This window comes from Cytobacillus sp. EB106-05-05-XG126 (assembly GCF_058791715.1).
Genome location: NZ_JBYTDU010000007.1, coordinates 53,301 through 69,743, shown reverse-complemented (window position 1 = coordinate 69,743; position 16,443 = coordinate 53,301). Strand labels below are relative to the sequence as shown.

Sequence of the window (16,443 nt, the reverse complement as noted above, 5' to 3'; positions counted from 1 at the left end):
ATTAAGATGAAGTGAGCGGAAGAGAATTATGCAAAAAAGGCAACTGGGATTCCATAGACGCAGCTTTTGAACTTACAGGGTTAATTTACATACGAAGTAGCCATAATGGAAATGATAGGAGGTAGAGGATGGAAGGGTTAATTTTTTATTGGATTTCCTGGATGGTTTGGATTATGGCGACTTTTTTTATGGCTCGAACTAATAAATACAGGTTTTTATTGTCTGCCTGGATCTTATGCTTAATGATCATGTCACCCCTGACAGTTAATATCCTTAATTTTGAAATTGGTATCGCTGTACTTTTTCTGCTTGCATCACTATATGTTTTTGCCGGGAGACTAAAAAAACTGAGCAAACTTTATTTCCTTTTTTGCACATTCATCCTGATGATGGCCTATGTCACTTTTCACCTTTTTGAACTGTTTGATCCTGTTTGGGTGATTTTCTCCCGGGAATGGATGCTTTCAGTCCTTATGGTTTATATGGCTGTACTCCTGCAAAAAAACAGAATGCTCAGGCTGCCGTTAATATTGCTCGGAGGCATTCAGGGAGAATTTTTGTATGCATTTATCCTTAAATCATTTTCCTTTCCGTATACGATTGGATCATTGGCCTTTTTGGATATCATGGCCATTTCAATTTCCATATCTTCTTTATGGATTGCAGTGCATTGGACGGTCAAATATATTGAAGCGAACTTTAAACATTTTGAAAGGGAGAAACAAAAATTATCATGAGTGAATACACGTACCCGATCCTTTTTGGTCTGGCAACAGGAACCTTGACCCGTATTTATATGCTTCGGACCGATTACCGGCAATATCCTACATATTTGCATGGGAAAATTATACACGTTGCACTGGGATTCATTGCTGCAGGCCTGGGAACGGTAGCAATTCCTTCAATTATGGAGGAAGACTTCACAGCCATCACCTTTCTGACTCTTGCAGCATCCCAGTTTAGAGAAGTCAGAAATATGGAGAGAAACACACTTACTGAGCTGGACAGCTATGAAATGGTTCCAAGAGGCAAAACATATATAGAAGGTGTAGCAATAGCCTTTGAAAGCAGGAATTATCTTGTAATCTTCACATCATTGCTTAGTACGCTAGGCTATCTGCTGTTTAATATATGGGGAGGACTTGCGGCAGCCGTTCTTGCCTTACTGATTTCCACGAAATTAATGTCGGGTGGCAGGCTGAAGGATATTGTTGATGTTGAGTTTGTGGAACCGCGTTTTGATGGAGCGGGCTTGTATGTGGACAATATTTACATTATGAATATAGGCTTGCCTGAAAGGCAAGCAGAAGTGCTCCGATATGGCATGGGTTTTATTTTAAATCCAAAAAATTTCAATGCCCGATCCACTATTGCTAATCTGGGACAGAGGCAGGCTATATTGCATGATGTTTCTACAGCTTTGGGTGTTTACCGGGATTCCGGGACTCCTGCGCTTGTTCCTCTGGCGAAAAGGGATCTGGATGATGGGCGTGTAGGGGTATTTGTCTTGCCCCAGGAAAAGGATATTAATAAAGCCCTAAAAGTCATCGAAGCAGTCCCGACACTCGAAAATGCGATTAGGATGCCTACTGAACGGCAAACGAACGGGAAAGGAAGTTAGTGTATGGTGCTTGAAAAATACATACTTGCTGCAATTACAACAAATCCATCCAAAATACCTTCAGGAACAGCCGTTTTTCATTGTGAAGATAAAAAAGAAATGGAAATCATCGCAGCCAATCTCGAAGCAATTCTAGACGGAATTGCCCATGCCTTAACAGAAGAACTATATGTAATTGTTAAGCATTAAGGGAGGTTTCCAAGTTTTTCATTGCCGTGAAGGTTTCTCTTTGTTAAAATATCTAAGTTAGACCCTTCTATCTTTGAGAAGGGTTTATTTTATAAATGTAAAGCGTTTTGGATGGTTTTAACATCAATGTAGTGTTATTGTGGACAGCCATCTGTATGCTTACTTTAAGTAAAAGTCCTAAATGGATCATAGACGCAAAGTTTAACAATTTAAGAATAAAGAATCGAAAGGGTGATGTTCATGGCAAAACCAGTTTTGGCTATTGTCGGGCGTCCTAACGTTGGAAAATCAACGATATTTAACAGAATTGTAGGAGAACGGATATCAATTGTCGAAGATATTCCGGGAGTGACCAGGGACAGAATTTATAGTTCTGCAGAATGGCTGACTCATGATTTTAATATTATTGATACAGGCGGAATTGATATTGGGGACGAGCCATTTTTAGAGCAAATTCGTCTTCAGGCAGAAATTGCGATAGATGAAGCAGATGTCATTGTCTTTCTTGTGAACGGAAGAGAGGGTGTCACCTCTGCAGATGAGGAAGTTGCGAAAATTTTATATAAAGCCAAAAAGCCTGTAGTTCTGGGTGTGAATAAAATCGATAACCCTGAGATGCGGGATTTGATTTATGACTTTTATGCACTTGGCTTTGGTGAGCCGTTTCCGATTTCAGGTTCCCATGGTCTTGGTCTTGGAGACTTGCTTGATGAAGCTGCTAAGCATTTCCCAAAACATGGCCAAAGTGAATATGGAGAAGATGTCATTAAGTTTTCATTAATTGGCCGCCCGAATGTCGGGAAATCCTCCCTTGTAAATGCAATGCTTGGCGAAGAACGGGTCATTGTCAGCAATATTGCAGGCACCACAAGAGATGCAATCGACTCGAAGGTAAAAGTGGATGGACAGGAATATGTCATCATTGATACTGCGGGTATGCGAAAAAAAGGGAAAGTATATGAAACAACAGAAAAATATAGTGTACTAAGAGCTTTGAGGGCAATTGAACGTTCCGATGTTGTCCTGGTGGTCATTGATGGGGAAGAAGGAATCATTGAACAGGACAAGCGCATAGCCGGTTATGCTCATGAAGCAGGCAGAGCTGTTGTTATCGTTGTCAATAAGTGGGATGCTGTTGAAAAAGATGAGAAAACAATGAAGGCATTTGAACAAAATATCCGTGAGCATTTTCAATTCCTGGATTATGCACCTGTTGTTTTCCTTTCTGCCAAAACTAAAAAGCGTATTCATACACTTATTCCAATGATTAACACAGCCAGTGAAAATCATTCTTTGCGTGTTGAAACAAGCGTCTTGAATGATGTTGTCATGGATGCTGTTGCAATGAATCCTACGCCAACAGATAAAGGAAGACGCCTCAGAATTTATTACACCACACAGGTTGCTGTGAAGCCGCCGACATTTGTTGTGTTTGTCAATGATCCTGAACTTCTTCATTTTTCATATGAACGGTTCCTGGAAAACCGAATCAGGGACGCTTTTGGTTTTGAAGGCACACCTATTAAGATATTTGCTAGGGAAAGAAAATAATGCGATGACTCCGGCCGGATAGCTTTATAATGTGTCTGGCTGCAGAATCGGATGAATTTTTGATGCATCAAATACATTAAAAGGCAGTGATCAAATGGAGCGAAAAAAAGAAAGCGTAGCTGTAGCTGGTGCCGGCAGCTGGGGTACTGCCCTGGCGATGGTGCTTGCAGATAATGGGCATGATGTCAGACTGTGGGGCCATAATCCTGATCAGATAGAGGAAATTAATAAGCACCATACTAATCAAAAATATTTATCAGGGATACAGCTGCCTGCGGAAATAAAAGGATACACATTACTTGAAGAGGCTTTAACCGGAACAGACACGCTGATTTTGGCAGTTCCGACAAAGGCCATTCGTGAAGTAGTGGGGAAGATCAAGGGAATTAGAAGAGAGCCCCTAACCATTGTACATGTAAGTAAAGGAATTGAACCTGATTCACTTCTCAGGATATCTGAAATGATTGAAGAGGAAATGCACGGAGACCTTCTGGACAGTGTAGTTGTGCTATCAGGCCCAAGCCATGCAGAAGAAGTTAGTCTCAGACATCCTACAACTGTTACGGTATCATCAAAAAATATGGACGCTGCCGAGAAAATTCAGGATTTGTTTATCAATAACAACTTCAGAGTATATACCAACCCTGATATCATTGGAGTGGAAATTGGCGGTGCTTTGAAAAATATCATTGCCCTTGCTGCCGGAATTACAGATGGCTTAGGTTATGGAGACAATGCAAAGGCAGCTCTGATAACGAGAGGTCTTGCTGAAATTGCCCGTCTCGGGATGAGGATGGGGGCAAGTCCGCTTACTTTCTCCGGATTAGCGGGTATCGGGGATTTGATCGTTACATGTACTTCCGTCCATTCACGCAATTGGAGAGCAGGTAACCTTCTTGGAAAGGGACATAATCTGCAGGAAGTTCTGGATAATATGGGCATGGTCGTAGAGGGTGTCAGAACAACAAAAGCGGCGCATCAGCTGGCTCAAAAATATGACGTCAAAATGCCTATTACCACTGTTCTGTATGATGTCCTTTTTAATAATGTTAATGCGAAGGATGCTGTTGATCTTCTGATGGCAAGAGGGAAAACACATGAGATGGAAGATCTTGCGAACGTTTTGGAAGATCAAAGCGGGAATAAAAAAATCTGATATCTATATAAATTTAAAAATATAGGCATTAGATGATGCGAGACAGCAGGTTCCTGCATACAATGCAACGAAGCAAACTAGTGTAATGAACAGGGTGCTGGGTTATTTAGTCAAATGGCTGAGGTAAAGAATTGCCCCTTCTTTGCCTCAGTTTTTTTTGTCTTCATTTTTTTCGTGATGAAAAGTTTTTAGATTTATCCATTTAATATGGTATAATACATTTCGGAAAAGGGAGTTGATTTGTATGTCGCCGGCTTTAATGAAAATGTGGATTTCCCTTGCTTCTATGGGATTCATGTTTTTATCTATAATATTGATTTATCTTAGCCGATACAAGCTGAAAGCTGGAGTTTTTAAGTTTATAACAGCTATCGTTGCCTACTTTTTAATGATAATAAGCGGAATTATTATAGTGATTGTCGTGTTCAGCGGTCCGACAAGCAGCTAGCACTTTTACATAAAGGGTTGATTACATGAAAAAAGCTTTTAACATGTTTTTGCTTTTACTAAGCTTTGCTTTGATTCTGACAGGCTGTATGTACCCTGAAGAGAAATTATCTCAAAACCAGATAGCCTATAAGGATCAGATTCAGTCAGTACAGTCTGCAGTGGATCAATATAGGGAAGCGAATGGAGGTCTCCTTCCAATTAAAACCAAGGGCCAGACAACCCCTATCTATCAAAAGTATCCAATTGACTTCAAAAAAATTGCTCCTGAATACATGGCAGAACCGCCGGGAAATGCCTTTGAATCCGGCGGAGTTTTTCAATATGTGATTGTTGACGCAGAAACAGATCCAAAAGTGAAAATTTTTGATTTGAGAATTGCTGAAACAATCCGGGATATTAACCTGAGGGTTAAGGCACATGGATTCCCGCCATATAAAGAGCAAATTGCTGAAAATGTTTATACAATGGATTTTAACAAATTAGGATTTAAGGAAGAGCCAAAAGCCCTCAGTCCTTATAGCGGCCAGAGCCTTCCATATGTCGTAACCGGCAATGCTGAAGTATATGTAGATTATCGGGTTGATTTGTATCAGGCATTGGAGAATAAGAAGAATAAACCTGAACCTGGAAAGGATATTAGAAATCTTCTTGTGGAGGATTCTGATTTTGTTCCCGCCTATTCACTGCCTTATACGATTGAGCCCGGCACAAATGATCCAATCTTTTTGGTGAAATAGTCATAACCCTTCTCCTGCAAAATATATTGTAGGAGAAGGGTTATTTTTTTATTTATTTTTATAACCACTCTTCAACTAATGACTAAAAGCATAAAGGCAAAGAAATAAAGGAGCAGGGGAGTTTGAAAATAAAAAGGAAATTTGGAATGGCCTGCTGTCCATTCCAGACTGTCATAGGATTGGAGATTTCCAGCTCGGTTGACAGGTGCAGTGCACTTTCCTGATAGGGGGGTAAAAAAGAAAAAAACTGTCATAACAATGTAGGACAACATCATACACATATAATGTCCAAACATAATAGATAGGATAATATTATCCCATTAACTCAAGATTTCAGGAGGGGATCACTTGGAAAAGGTTGATATTTTTAAAGATATTGCCGAAAGAACTGGCGGCGATATATATTTCGGAGTAGTTGGCGCAGTTCGCACCGGCAAATCTACATTTATAAAAAAGTTCATGGAATTGGTTGTACTGCCAAATATGGAGAACGAAGCAGAACGTGCCCGCACACAGGATGAGCTTCCGCAAAGTGCTGCCGGCAAAACAATTATGACCACAGAACCGAAATTTGTTCCTAACCAGGCTGCTACAGTTCATGTAGCAGAAGGGCTGAATGTAAATATCAGGCTTGTGGATTGTGTGGGATATACAGTACCGGGGGCGAAGGGCTATGAAGACGAAAACGGCCCGAGAATGATCAATACACCATGGTATGAAGAGCCGATTCCTTTTCACGAAGCTGCTGAGATAGGAACAAGAAAGGTGATTCAGGAGCATTCCACAATCGGAGTGGTGATTACAACAGACGGAACAATTGGGGAGATACCGCGTGCAAACTATATTGAGGCTGAAGAAAGAGTTATTGAGGAGTTAAAGGAAGTTGGCAAGCCGTTTATCATGATCATAAACAGCGTCCAGCCTCACCACCCAAATACGGATGCCCTCAGAAATGATCTTGCTGAAAAATATGATATCCCTGTCCTGGCTATGAGCGTAGAGGGCATGAGAGAATCAGATGTATTAAATGTTATGCGTGAAGCTCTTTATGAGTTCCCAGTACTGGAAGTGAATGTAAATCTTCCAAGCTGGGTTATGGTGCTGCATGAAGATCACTGGCTTCGTGAAAGCTATCAGGAAGCAGTTAAAGAAACGGTTAAGGATATTAAGAGGCTAAGAGATGTTGACCGTGTGGTCCATCAGTTCAGCGACTTTGAATTCATTGACCGGGCAGGCCTTGCAGGAATTGAGATGGGGCAGGGAGTAGCCGAAATTGACTTATATGCGCCGGACGATCTTTACGATGAGGTCCTTAAAGAGATAGTGGGCGTTGAAATTCGCGGAAAAGACCACTTGCTCGAGCTGATGCAGGAATTTGCCCATGCTAAAGCAGAGTATGACCAAATTTCCGATGCGCTGAGAATGGTGAAGCAAACCGGCTATGGCATTGCAGCCCCTTCACTGGCTGATATGAGCCTCGATGAACCGGAAATTACACGCCATGGATCACGCTTTGGTGTAAGGCTTAAGGCTGTTGCTCCATCCATTCATATGATTAAAGTAGATGTGGAATCTGAGTTCTCTCCTATCATCGGAACAGAAAAGCAAAGCGAAGAACTCGTCCGGTACCTGATGCAGGACTTTGAAGATGATCCGCTTTCAATCTGGAACTCCGACATCTTTGGACGCAGCCTCAGCTCCATCGTAAGAGAAGGAATCCAGGCAAAATTGTCACTAATGCCTGAAAATGCAAGATATAAGCTCAAAGAGACTTTAGAAAGAATCATCAACGAAGGCTCTGGCGGATTAATTGCGATAATCCTTTAATGAAGGCTCCTTTTGGAGTCTTTTTTTATTGCCGGCGAAATGAGCCGGAACCGGGCTAACTTCGGACACAGGAGGAGAAAAATCCAGTGCCCAGAGTCAGAACCCGTGGCAACTTCGGACACAGAAGGAGAAAATCCAGTACCCAGAGTCAGAACCTGGGCTAACTTCGGACACAGGAGGAGAAAATCCAGTGCCCAGAGTCAGAACCCGTGGCAACTTCGGACACAGGAGGAGAAAATCCAGTGATCAGAGTCAGAACCTGGACCAACTTCGGACACAAAAAGCTAAAATCCAATGTTCAAAGTCAGAACCCAGACCTCCTATAGGAAATGGCAAACCTTGAAAATTGAAAAAATATGTTTCAACCCGCATGTTAAGGGTAATTAAACGAGGTCAGCGTATTACAAATATGTTGCAGATAAGAAAAGATTCCCATTAAATCATGAAATATTCTTGATAACAGCATTTGATTGTGATAATCTTTTAACAGAATTACCGTTATGGCGGCCAAACCCTTATTTTAAAAGGGTTTATAATGATTTTTTGATTGAAAAATTTCAATTTATCATTTAATATAAGGCTTGTTAAACAAAAACACGCCATAACGTATAGAATTCAGTAATTTTGTTTACAAATGTATGTAAGGAATCTTATTTTACTGGGTTTTATCCATATTTGGGAGGAGGTGAAAGGCATGAACAAAACAGAACTAATTAACGCAGTTGCTGAGGCTGGCGAACTTTCTAAAAAAGACGCGACTAAAGCAGTTGATGCTGTTTTCGATACAATCCTTGATGCTTTGAAAAATGGTGATAAGGTACAACTAATCGGTTTCGGAAACTTTGAAGTTCGCGAACGTGCTGCCCGCAAAGGACGCAACCCGCAAACTGGCGAAGAAATCGAAATCGCTGCAAGCAAAGTTCCTGCTTTCAAACCAGGCAAAGCGCTTAAAGATGCAGTTAAATAATCTACATACAAGTGCTTAAAGCTTATGCTTGAGCTAAAAACCGCGATATATTCGCGGTTTTTTCTTTTTTGCGTTACTGGCCCTTAAAAAGCAGAGGATTCACTCTGTTCCAGATATTTTATTTGAACTCATAGAAAGAAGTTTCAGTTTTGCCTGAATGAGGGGGTTATGCTAATATGAACATATTATTACCACAGTGTTAATACATAGGAGGCATAATTATGGCAGAGGTAAATCGTGCCCAGATCGAAGATGCGGTGCGTTTAATATTGGAAGCAATCGGTGAAGATCCAAATCGGGAAGGACTTCTTGATACACCAAAGCGAGTCGCTAAAATGTATGAAGAAGTTTTTATGGGACTGAACCAGGATCCTAAAGAATACTTTGAAACAGTATTTGGCGAAGACCATGAGGAACTTGTCTTGGTTAAAGATATTCCGTTCTATTCTATGTGTGAACATCATCTTGTGCCTTTCTTTGGTGTTGCCCATGTAGCTTACATCCCGCGGAATGGCAGAGTAACAGGTTTAAGCAAACTCGCCAGAGCTGTAGAGGCAGTTGCGAAGCGTCCTCAACTTCAGGAACGCATTACATCTACTGTAGCAAATTCGATCCTGGAAAAGCTTGAGCCGCATGGTGTGATGGTTGTTGTGGAAGCAGAGCATATGTGCATGACAATGCGCGGAGTTAAAAAGCCTGGTTCAAAAACGGTGACATCAGCAGTAAGAGGCGTATTTGCAGAGGATGCAAGAGCACGTGCAGAAGTCCTTTCACTGATAAAACAATAATATGGACTCTGTTTATGAATGAGTTTAGGCAATAAACAGGTCAAAGGCTGAAAGATAAAACTTTTAGCCTTTTTTTGTAAATAATTATCAATCACCAACATTTAGCAAAGGATGGTATGAATGGAAAAGAAAAATCCATCAGGAAACGATTATATTGTGATTAAAGCAAAAGAAGACGGTGTTAATGTAATAGGGTTAACAAGAGGATCTGATACAAGATTCCACCATTCAGAAAAACTTGACCAGGGAGAAGTCATGATTGCGCAATTTACTGAGCATACTTCTGCGATTAAGATCAGGGGGAATGCCAGGATCATGACCAGCTATGGAGAACTCGAAAGTGAGGCTAAGAAATAGGTTTCCCCTGGAATAGAAGGGCAGAATATTTTCATAAGATAATGTCCTGACATGTTCCTGTCATTTATGATATAATTGTCTCTGCTTGATTAATTCTCTTGAATACAAGATACCGGGTAAAAGGTTTTTTTGCCCTTTTTATATTTAATAGGAAACAATGAATTGGCTAAAAATAGATAATAATGTGTAAGGCGTTTTGTATCCGTTCTCTTTGTCGCAGTATTCACATGGAGAAATAGCGGTTGGGAAAAGAAAATTAAGGGGAAACAAGGGTGATGGCATGCATGATGTGAAGATTAAATTAGCAGATGTGAAAGAACAGATTGAAAAAAAAGTTAACCACCCTTATCTGCTCAGGTATATTGATTCACCTGTTATTGATGAAGACAAGCTTCTGCTTTTTATCTCATTACTCGATGATGTGGAGATACCTGAATCAAAAGCAGAAAAATATGCAGTAACTGCAATGCTTATCCAAATCGCCCTTGATACCCACGAACTTGTTAAGAACGATGAATCTGAAGACAAAGGTCTTAAACATAGACAGCTTACTGTCCTTGCTGGTGTTTATTACAGCGGATTATATTACAATATTCTCGCAGCTCTTGATGATATCAAAATGATCAGGGTCTTCGCAGATGGGATCAAAGATGTAAATGAGCATAAAATTTCTCTATATCAGAAATCTCCTGAAGCGGTCGACACTCTGATGAGTTCAGTCAGGAAAGTTGAGGCGTCACTTTTTGAAAAGCTGGCTGACGCATTCAGCAAAACAGCATGGAAAGACGTAATATCCAATCTTTTATTCATTAAGCGCCTGATTATGGAGAAGCAGCAGTTCATGAAGGAAGGCACCTCAGTTGTTTTTGAAGCGCTTAAAAAGCTGACTTTCCCAAAAGTGAAAGAGATGTCTGCTGAGCAGCGGAAATACTTAATTCTCATTTGCGACAGGTATATTGATTTTTCAAGGAATATTGTCGATCAATCACTGCTTAAATTTCCTATGGCAAATGAATTATTAGAGCAGCGTATTCACTGCATTTTCAACAATAATCAGTCTGTGGCTAAAACATTTGTGGAAGAAGGATAAAATATGCAGCAATCAAAAGAAGAACGTGTTCATAGCGTATTTGAAAAGATTTATGGCAACTACGATAAAATGAATTCGGTTATCAGCTTTCAGCAGCATTTAAGATGGCGTAAAGATACAATGAAAAAGATGAATGTTCAAAAAGGTACAAAAGCGCTTGATGTATGCTGCGGTACAGCCGATTGGTCCATTGCGCTCGCTGAAGCTGTAGGTGAAAGCGGTAAAGTGGTAGGCTTGGATTTCAGCAAAAATATGCTTAAAATCGGTGAGGAAAAAATCAGGGAGCGGAAACTGAAGCAAGTTGAGCTTGTCCATGGTAATGCAATGGAGCTTCCTTTCGCTGACAATTCCTTCGATTATGTTACAATCGGTTTTGGTCTGCGCAACGTTCCGGATTACCTGCAGGTGTTAAAAGAAATGCACCGTGTTGTAAAGCCAGGGGGTTTAGCAGTTTGTCTGGAGACTTCTCAGCCAACAATGTTCGGATACAAGCAGGCATATTATTTCTACTTCCGCTTTATTATGCCTATGTTCGGAAAGCTTTTTGCCAAAAGTTTTAATGAATATTCCTGGCTGCAGGAATCTGCGAGAGACTTTCCCGGGATGAAAGAACTTGCAGGAATGTTCAAGGAAGCAGGCTTTAAAAACGTTACATTCAAGCCTTATAGCGGCGGAGTGGCTGCCGTACACATTGGAACGAAATAAAAATAATAACTTGTTCTGTATGTTTCTCGTGGAAGATAGAGAATAGATCAGACGGGATCGATAAGCTGGGTGAGTAAGCGATGAAATTGAAAATGATGTATTCATTTTTAAATTCAGATTTAAATGTTATAGAAAACGAGCTGGAGGAGACGATTAAAGCTGAGTCTCCCCTATTGCATCAGGCTTCCCTGCATCTGCTGCAGGCCGGGGGGAAAAGAATCCGCCCAGTTTTCGTTTTGCTGGCTGCGAAGTTTGGAGAATACGATATTGATAAAATTAAAAACGTAGCTGTATCACTGGAGCTTATCCATATGGCGTCGCTTGTCCATGATGATGTTATTGATGATGCAGAACTGCGCAGGGGACAGCCTACCATCAAAGCAAAATGGGATAATAAAATTGCCATGTATACTGGTGATTATATTTTTGCGCGTGCGCTGGAATTAATAACAAATGTGGAAAATCCGCATGCTCATAAAATTCTCTCTCATACACTTGTGGAGCTGTGTATAGGTGAAATAGAGCAAATTAAAGATAAGTATAATTATGACCAGAATATCAGGACATATTTCCGGAGAATTAAAAGGAAAACAGCCATGCTGATTGCTGTGAGCTGTCAGCTTGGCGGAATTGCAGCTAATGTAGAGGAAGATATACATAAAAAGCTTTTTAAATTCGGCTATTTTGTGGGTATGTCCTATCAGATCATTGACGATGTCCTGGATTTTGTCGGTACAGAAAAAGAACTTGGCAAGCCGGCAGGAGGAGATCTCCATCAGGGAAACATCACGCTTCCTGCTTTATTTGCAATGGAGGATCATAGAATCTCCGAACAAATCAGGAGAGTCCATGAAGGAACTGAAAGGTATGACATAGAGAACATAATTGCCTTGGTCAAAGCCTCCGGTGCAATTGAAAAGTCTCTTCAAATTAGTGATAAATACCTGCAGAAAGCTTTAGGGGTACTCGAAGAGCTGCCTCATTCCAGGTCCAAGAAAGCTTTGCGGGATATCGCAAAATTTATAGGCAAAAGAAAATTCTAATTTACTGTACCAATTGCCAGCACTCTACCAGGTGCCGGCAATTTCTGTTTTTGGGAAGTTATAATTAAAAGCGCTTTCAAATTTTTGTTGCTAAATTTTCAAAACAATGTTAATATTTTCGTGGATTAACATTATAACTATACATAAGTTTTAGGAGTGGAATTCAATGGAAAGAACTTTTTTAATGGTTAAACCAGACGGTGTACAGCGCAATTTAATCGGGGAAATCGTTTCCCGTTTCGAAAAGAAAGGCTTTCAGCTAGTAGGCGGCAAGCTAATGAGCATTAGTCAGGAACTTGCGGAAGAGCATTATGGTGAGCATAAAGAGCGCCCATTCTTTGGAGAGCTTGTTGACTTTATTACATCCGGACCAGTTTTCGCAATGGTGTGGGAAGGTGAAAATGTTATCGCAACAGCTCGTCAGATGATGGGTTCAACAAATCCTAAAGATGCTGCTCCAGGAACAATCCGAGGAGATTTCGGCATTACAGTTGGAAAAAATGTAATCCATGGATCCGATTCACCTGTAAGTGCAGAACGTGAAATTGGCCTTTTCTTCAAAGAAGAAGAAAAAGTGGAATACAAAAAATTAATGAATGACTGGATTAACTAATATTTTCAAAAAGTACTTGTCCATGACAAGTGCTTTTTTTGTAACCGAATTCATTATTTCAGCTGGATGGGTATAACGATAAAAGAAAAAAGCTCACCGGTAATATCAGAGGGGAAATAGAATGGCAGACGATTATCAGGAATTTATTCAAAATATAAAAAGAAAAACAGGAATTGATCTTTCTCTGTACAAAGAAGCTCAAATGAAGAGAAGGCTCATATCCCTTTATGAGAAAAAAGGCTTTCAATCATTTGGAAGTTTTTTTAGCGCGATAGTCAAGAATAGAGAACTGCTGAATGACTTTTTGGACAGGATGACAATAAATGTTTCCGAATTTTACCGAAATGCACAAAGGTGGGAGGTGCTCGAAAAAAATATTCTGCCTGGACTATTGGATCAAAATAGGAATCTGAAAATCTGGAGCGCAGCCTGTTCCACTGGTGAAGAACCTTATACAATTGCCATGATTTTATCAAAAATGCTGCCGATGTCCCAAATCAAGATAACTGCAACTGATATTGATGAAAATGCCCTGGCAAGGGCACGGATGGGTATTTACCCTGAGCGTTCGCTAAATGAAGTTCCTGAAATGATGAAACAAAAGTTTTTTAAGCGCGAAGGAAGTTTCTATAAAATATCCGAGGATATAAAAAGGACAGTAACCTTTAAAAAGCAAAATCTCCTTTCAGATGATTTTGGCGGTCCGTATGATCTCATCGTATGCAGGAACGTTCTCATATATTTTACAGAGGAAGCAAAGGATCAGCTTTATCATAAATTCAGCGGTGCATTAAGAAAAGATGGGATATTCTTTGTTGGAAGCACTGAACAGATATTTAACTCAGGCCGCTATCAACTGGCATCTGCTGAAACTTTCTTTTATAGAAAAGAATAATAACGCATGGAGGATGATTTTTTAATCTTCCTCTTTTTCTTTTCTTTTTTAGTTTGGTAGTAAATAACTATTCGTGTTAAAATGGCTCCATTCATAAGAAGAAATAAAATATTATAGGAATTTTCAATTTTATCTATTCTTATATTTATCATTATGTTATATTGATACATAATCCTTTAATGAGTTGAAGGGGGAAAGAGTTTTGAGATATCTTACATCTGGTGAATCTCACGGACCGCAGCTGACCACTATAATAGAAGGGCTGCCAGCAGGAATGCCGCTCGTAGATTCAGATATAAACGAAGAGCTTGCCAGACGCCAGAAAGGTTATGGCAGAGGCAGAAGGATGCAAATTGAAAAAGATACTGTTCAAATAACAGCGGGGATCAGACATGGATACACACTGGGATCCCCGGTAGCGCTCGTTGTAGAGAATAATGATTGGAAGCACTGGACAAAAATTATGGGCCAGGATCCTCTTAATGCTGAGGATGAGGCAGAAGTGAAAAGAAAAATTTCCCGTCCTCGCCCAGGCCATGCTGATTTAAATGGAGCCCTAAAATATGGACACAGGGATATGAGAAATGTTTTGGAGCGTTCTTCAGCCAGAGAAACCACAGTAAGAGTGGCTGCCGGTGCAGCTGCAAAAAAACTGCTTTCTCAGCTGGGGATTGAGGTTGCAGCACATGTTATTGAAATTGGCGGTGTTGTTTCAGGCCAAAGAGATTATTCTTCACTTAAGGAGTTAAAGGAAATTACAGAAGAATCGCCTGTTCGCTGTCAGGATCAGGCTGCCGCCCAAAAAATGATGGCTGCGATTGATTCCGCTAAGGAAAATGGCGATTCCATTGGCGGAGTAGTGGAGGTTATTGTTGAAGGAATGCCGCCGGGAGTTGGAAGCTATGTACACTATGACCGAAAGCTTGATTCGAAGCTTGCAGGTGCAATGGTGAGCATTAATGCTTTTAAAGGTGTGGAGTTTGGCATAGGTTTCGAGGCTGCAAGGAAGCCTGGAAGTGAAGTTCATGATGAAATCGCATGGGACCCGGATAAGGGCTATTATCGGAAAACGAACCGTCTTGGCGGCTTAGAAGGGGGCATGTCAACGGGAATGCCAATCGTCATCAGAGGAGTAATGAAGCCAATACCGACTCTCTATAAACCGCTGCAGAGTGTCGATATTGAAACAAAGGAACCCTTCTCAGCAAGCATAGAGCGTTCTGACAGCTGTGCAGTGCCGGCAGCTGCAGTCGTTGCAGAAAATGTAATTGCCTGGGAACTGGCTTCTGCCATTGTAGACCAGTTCTATTCTGACCGGTTTGAGACATTAAAAGCATCGGTTGAACAGCAAAGGCAATTTGCGAGGGAGTTTTAATGAAAAGGATTTTAATCAAAACACCCGACAGGGCCTATCCGGTTTATATAGGGACCGGAGCAATTGAAGGATTGGGATCATATATTAAAGATACTTTTCCAGCCTTGACGAATGTAATGATCATTACGGATGAAACAGTTAGGGACTTACATCTGCCAGAGCTGGAAGCGGCACTTAAGGGGATGGAGCCAAAAGTCTGTACAGTGCCAAGAGGCGAGAAAGCCAAAACCTTTGAAGTATACTACCAGTGCTTATCATTTGCTCTGGAACATAAACTTGACCGAAAATCTCTGATCCTGGCGTTTGGCGGGGGAGCTGTCGGAGATTTGGCAGGTTTTGTGGCAGCCACATTTATGAGGGGAGTACCCTTCATTCAGATTCCAACTACCATCCTGGCACATGATAGCGCTGTGGGAGGAAAAGTTGCCATCAACCATCCTTCGGGAAAAAATATGGTAGGGTCTTTTTACCAGCCCCAGGCAGTATTTTATGACCTGGCGTTTCTTGACTCACTGCCTCAAAAAGAGCTGCGCTCAGGGTTTGCAGAAGTCATAAAGCATAGCCTGATAGATGATATGAACTTTTACTTGAACCTTAAAAACAACATCCTTACCCTTGAGAACCTCCCCTCTGATGTATTAAGCAGGATGCTTACAAAGGGAATAGAGATCAAAGGCAGGATCGTTGCAGAGGATGAAAAAGAAGCCGGCGTTCGGGCATTTCTGAATTTCGGCCATACCCTGGGCCATGCAATTGAAGCGGAGAAAGGCTATGGAGAATGGACACATGGCGAGTCTGTTGCAGTCGGAATGTTATTCGCACTTCAATTAAGTAAAACACTGCTGGATGTTAGCTTTGATGTTAACGAATTCAAGCGCTGGCTTGATCAGCTTGGCTACAAAACAGATCTCCCTGAAGATTTATCACATTCAAAACTGCTTGAGCGGATGAAGCAGGATAAAAAATCAGAAGGCCAGAATGTTCGCTTTGTTCTTTTAGAGGAAGTGGGTAAGCCTGTCATATATCAGGTTTCTGATGACATGATTTTGCGGGAGCTTTCTCTTTTTACAAAATAAATA

18 protein-coding genes are annotated in these 16,443 nt (G+C 40.8%); all 18 read left to right on the top strand.

The window, feature by feature from the left end; all coding sequences use genetic code 11:
• Positions 1-128 precede the first annotated feature (128 nt).
• The 18 genes from AC3WTL_RS18490 (at position 129) to aroB (ending at position 16,440) form a co-directional block, all read left to right on the top strand.
• Complete coding sequence (locus AC3WTL_RS18490; RefSeq protein ID WP_222497878.1) at positions 129-737, top strand: YphA family membrane protein; 609 nt, start codon at positions 129-131, stop codon at positions 735-737.
• Positions 734-1,621, top strand: coding sequence for a YIEGIA family protein (locus AC3WTL_RS18485; protein ID WP_048008160.1), 888 nt, complete (start codon positions 734-736; stop codon positions 1,619-1,621). The genes AC3WTL_RS18490 and AC3WTL_RS18485 overlap by 4 nt, the downstream gene beginning before the upstream one ends.
• 3 nt (positions 1,622-1,624) lie before the next feature.
• Positions 1,625-1,810 (top strand): capping complex subunit for YIEGIA, encoded by a 186-nt coding sequence (locus AC3WTL_RS18480; RefSeq protein WP_048008161.1) that lies wholly within the window; start codon positions 1,625-1,627, stop codon positions 1,808-1,810.
• A gap of 240 nt (positions 1,811-2,050) precedes the next feature.
• Positions 2,051-3,361 (top strand): ribosome biogenesis GTPase Der, encoded by a 1,311-nt coding sequence (gene der, locus AC3WTL_RS18475; protein WP_048008162.1) that lies wholly within the window; start codon positions 2,051-2,053, stop codon positions 3,359-3,361.
• A 94-nt stretch (positions 3,362-3,455) separates the two neighbouring features.
• Positions 3,456-4,517 carry an NAD(P)H-dependent glycerol-3-phosphate dehydrogenase gene (locus AC3WTL_RS18470; protein WP_252219326.1) on the top strand — a complete coding sequence of 354 codons (1,062 nt, stop codon included), beginning with the start codon at positions 3,456-3,458 and terminating at the stop codon, positions 4,515-4,517.
• A gap of 244 nt (positions 4,518-4,761) precedes the next feature.
• Positions 4,762-4,965: a DUF2768 domain-containing protein gene (locus AC3WTL_RS18465; RefSeq protein WP_048008164.1), complete on the top strand. Its 204-nt coding sequence runs from the start codon at positions 4,762-4,764 to the stop codon at positions 4,963-4,965.
• Positions 4,966-4,990: 25 nt separating this feature from the next.
• A complete protein-coding gene (locus AC3WTL_RS18460; RefSeq protein ID WP_197247621.1) occupies positions 4,991-5,704 on the top strand; it encodes a YphF family lipoprotein in 714 nt (237 codons plus the stop codon).
• Positions 5,705-6,052: 348 nt separating this feature from the next.
• Positions 6,053-7,531: a stage IV sporulation protein A gene (gene spoIVA, locus AC3WTL_RS18455; RefSeq protein ID WP_048008166.1), complete on the top strand. Its 1,479-nt coding sequence runs from the start codon at positions 6,053-6,055 to the stop codon at positions 7,529-7,531.
• Positions 7,532-8,225: 694 nt separating this feature from the next.
• Entirely contained in the window at positions 8,226-8,498 is a 273-nt protein-coding gene (hbs, locus tag AC3WTL_RS18450) for a non-specific DNA-binding protein Hbs (RefSeq protein ID WP_009332755.1), read from the top strand.
• Positions 8,499-8,719: 221 nt separating this feature from the next.
• Positions 8,720-9,286, top strand: coding sequence for a GTP cyclohydrolase I FolE (folE, locus tag AC3WTL_RS18445; RefSeq protein WP_035330138.1), 567 nt, complete (start codon positions 8,720-8,722; stop codon positions 9,284-9,286).
• A gap of 120 nt (positions 9,287-9,406) precedes the next feature.
• Positions 9,407-9,643 (top strand): trp RNA-binding attenuation protein MtrB, encoded by a 237-nt coding sequence (gene mtrB, locus AC3WTL_RS18440; RefSeq protein WP_048008168.1) that lies wholly within the window; start codon positions 9,407-9,409, stop codon positions 9,641-9,643.
• A gap of 280 nt (positions 9,644-9,923) precedes the next feature.
• The gene (locus AC3WTL_RS18435; protein WP_492369862.1) at positions 9,924-10,733 is read left to right on the top strand and encodes a heptaprenyl diphosphate synthase component 1; all 810 of its coding nucleotides are present in this window, start codon (positions 9,924-9,926) and stop codon (positions 10,731-10,733) included.
• Between the two features lie 3 nt (positions 10,734-10,736).
• Entirely contained in the window at positions 10,737-11,438 is a 702-nt protein-coding gene (menG, locus tag AC3WTL_RS18430; protein WP_492369861.1) for a demethylmenaquinone methyltransferase, read from the top strand.
• 80 nt (positions 11,439-11,518) lie between these two features.
• Complete coding sequence (gene hepT / locus AC3WTL_RS18425; RefSeq protein WP_492369860.1) at positions 11,519-12,481, top strand: heptaprenyl diphosphate synthase component II; 963 nt, start codon at positions 11,519-11,521, stop codon at positions 12,479-12,481.
• Positions 12,482-12,647: 166 nt separating this feature from the next.
• Positions 12,648-13,094, top strand: a complete 447-nt coding sequence (gene ndk, locus AC3WTL_RS18420) for a nucleoside-diphosphate kinase (RefSeq protein WP_035330143.1) — start codon at positions 12,648-12,650, stop codon at positions 13,092-13,094.
• 121 nt (positions 13,095-13,215) lie between these two features.
• The gene (locus AC3WTL_RS18415; RefSeq protein WP_163141845.1) at positions 13,216-13,989 is read left to right on the top strand and encodes a CheR family methyltransferase; all 774 of its coding nucleotides are present in this window, start codon (positions 13,216-13,218) and stop codon (positions 13,987-13,989) included.
• A 202-nt stretch (positions 13,990-14,191) separates the two neighbouring features.
• On the top strand, positions 14,192-15,364 hold the full coding sequence (gene aroC / locus AC3WTL_RS18410) for a chorismate synthase (RefSeq protein WP_048008173.1): 1,173 nt from the start codon (positions 14,192-14,194) through the stop codon (positions 15,362-15,364).
• Entirely contained in the window at positions 15,364-16,440 is a 1,077-nt protein-coding gene (gene aroB, locus AC3WTL_RS18405; protein WP_492369859.1) for a 3-dehydroquinate synthase, read from the top strand. Before aroC ends, aroB begins: the two co-directional genes overlap by 1 nt.
• The last annotated feature ends 3 nt before the right edge of the window (positions 16,441-16,443 follow it).

What these genes read in the sequence shown, in the direction of transcription:
- AC3WTL_RS18490 (WP_222497878.1), top strand. Translation starts at nt 129, where the DNA reads ATGGAAGGGTTAATTTTTTATTGGATTTCCTGGATGGTTTGGATTATG.
- AC3WTL_RS18485 (WP_048008160.1), top strand. Translation starts at nt 734, where the DNA reads ATGAGTGAATACACGTACCCGATCCTTTTTGGTCTGGCAACAGGAACC.
- AC3WTL_RS18480 (WP_048008161.1), top strand. Translation starts at nt 1,625, where the DNA reads ATGGTGCTTGAAAAATACATACTTGCTGCAATTACAACAAATCCATCC.
- der (WP_048008162.1), top strand. Translation starts at nt 2,051, where the DNA reads ATGGCAAAACCAGTTTTGGCTATTGTCGGGCGTCCTAACGTTGGAAAA.
- AC3WTL_RS18470 (WP_252219326.1), top strand. Translation starts at nt 3,456, where the DNA reads ATGGAGCGAAAAAAAGAAAGCGTAGCTGTAGCTGGTGCCGGCAGCTGG.
- AC3WTL_RS18465 (WP_048008164.1), top strand. Translation starts at nt 4,762, where the DNA reads ATGTCGCCGGCTTTAATGAAAATGTGGATTTCCCTTGCTTCTATGGGA.
- AC3WTL_RS18460 (WP_197247621.1), top strand. Translation starts at nt 4,991, where the DNA reads ATGAAAAAAGCTTTTAACATGTTTTTGCTTTTACTAAGCTTTGCTTTG.
- hbs (WP_009332755.1), top strand. Translation starts at nt 8,226, where the DNA reads ATGAACAAAACAGAACTAATTAACGCAGTTGCTGAGGCTGGCGAACTT.
- folE (WP_035330138.1), top strand. Translation starts at nt 8,720, where the DNA reads ATGGCAGAGGTAAATCGTGCCCAGATCGAAGATGCGGTGCGTTTAATA.
- mtrB (WP_048008168.1), top strand. Translation starts at nt 9,407, where the DNA reads ATGGAAAAGAAAAATCCATCAGGAAACGATTATATTGTGATTAAAGCA.
- AC3WTL_RS18435 (WP_492369862.1), top strand. Translation starts at nt 9,924, where the DNA reads ATGCATGATGTGAAGATTAAATTAGCAGATGTGAAAGAACAGATTGAA.
- menG (WP_492369861.1), top strand. Translation starts at nt 10,737, where the DNA reads ATGCAGCAATCAAAAGAAGAACGTGTTCATAGCGTATTTGAAAAGATT.
- hepT (WP_492369860.1), top strand. Translation starts at nt 11,519, where the DNA reads ATGAAATTGAAAATGATGTATTCATTTTTAAATTCAGATTTAAATGTT.
- ndk (WP_035330143.1), top strand. Translation starts at nt 12,648, where the DNA reads ATGGAAAGAACTTTTTTAATGGTTAAACCAGACGGTGTACAGCGCAAT.
- AC3WTL_RS18415 (WP_163141845.1), top strand. Translation starts at nt 13,216, where the DNA reads ATGGCAGACGATTATCAGGAATTTATTCAAAATATAAAAAGAAAAACA.
- aroB (WP_492369859.1), top strand. Translation starts at nt 15,364, where the DNA reads ATGAAAAGGATTTTAATCAAAACACCCGACAGGGCCTATCCGGTTTAT.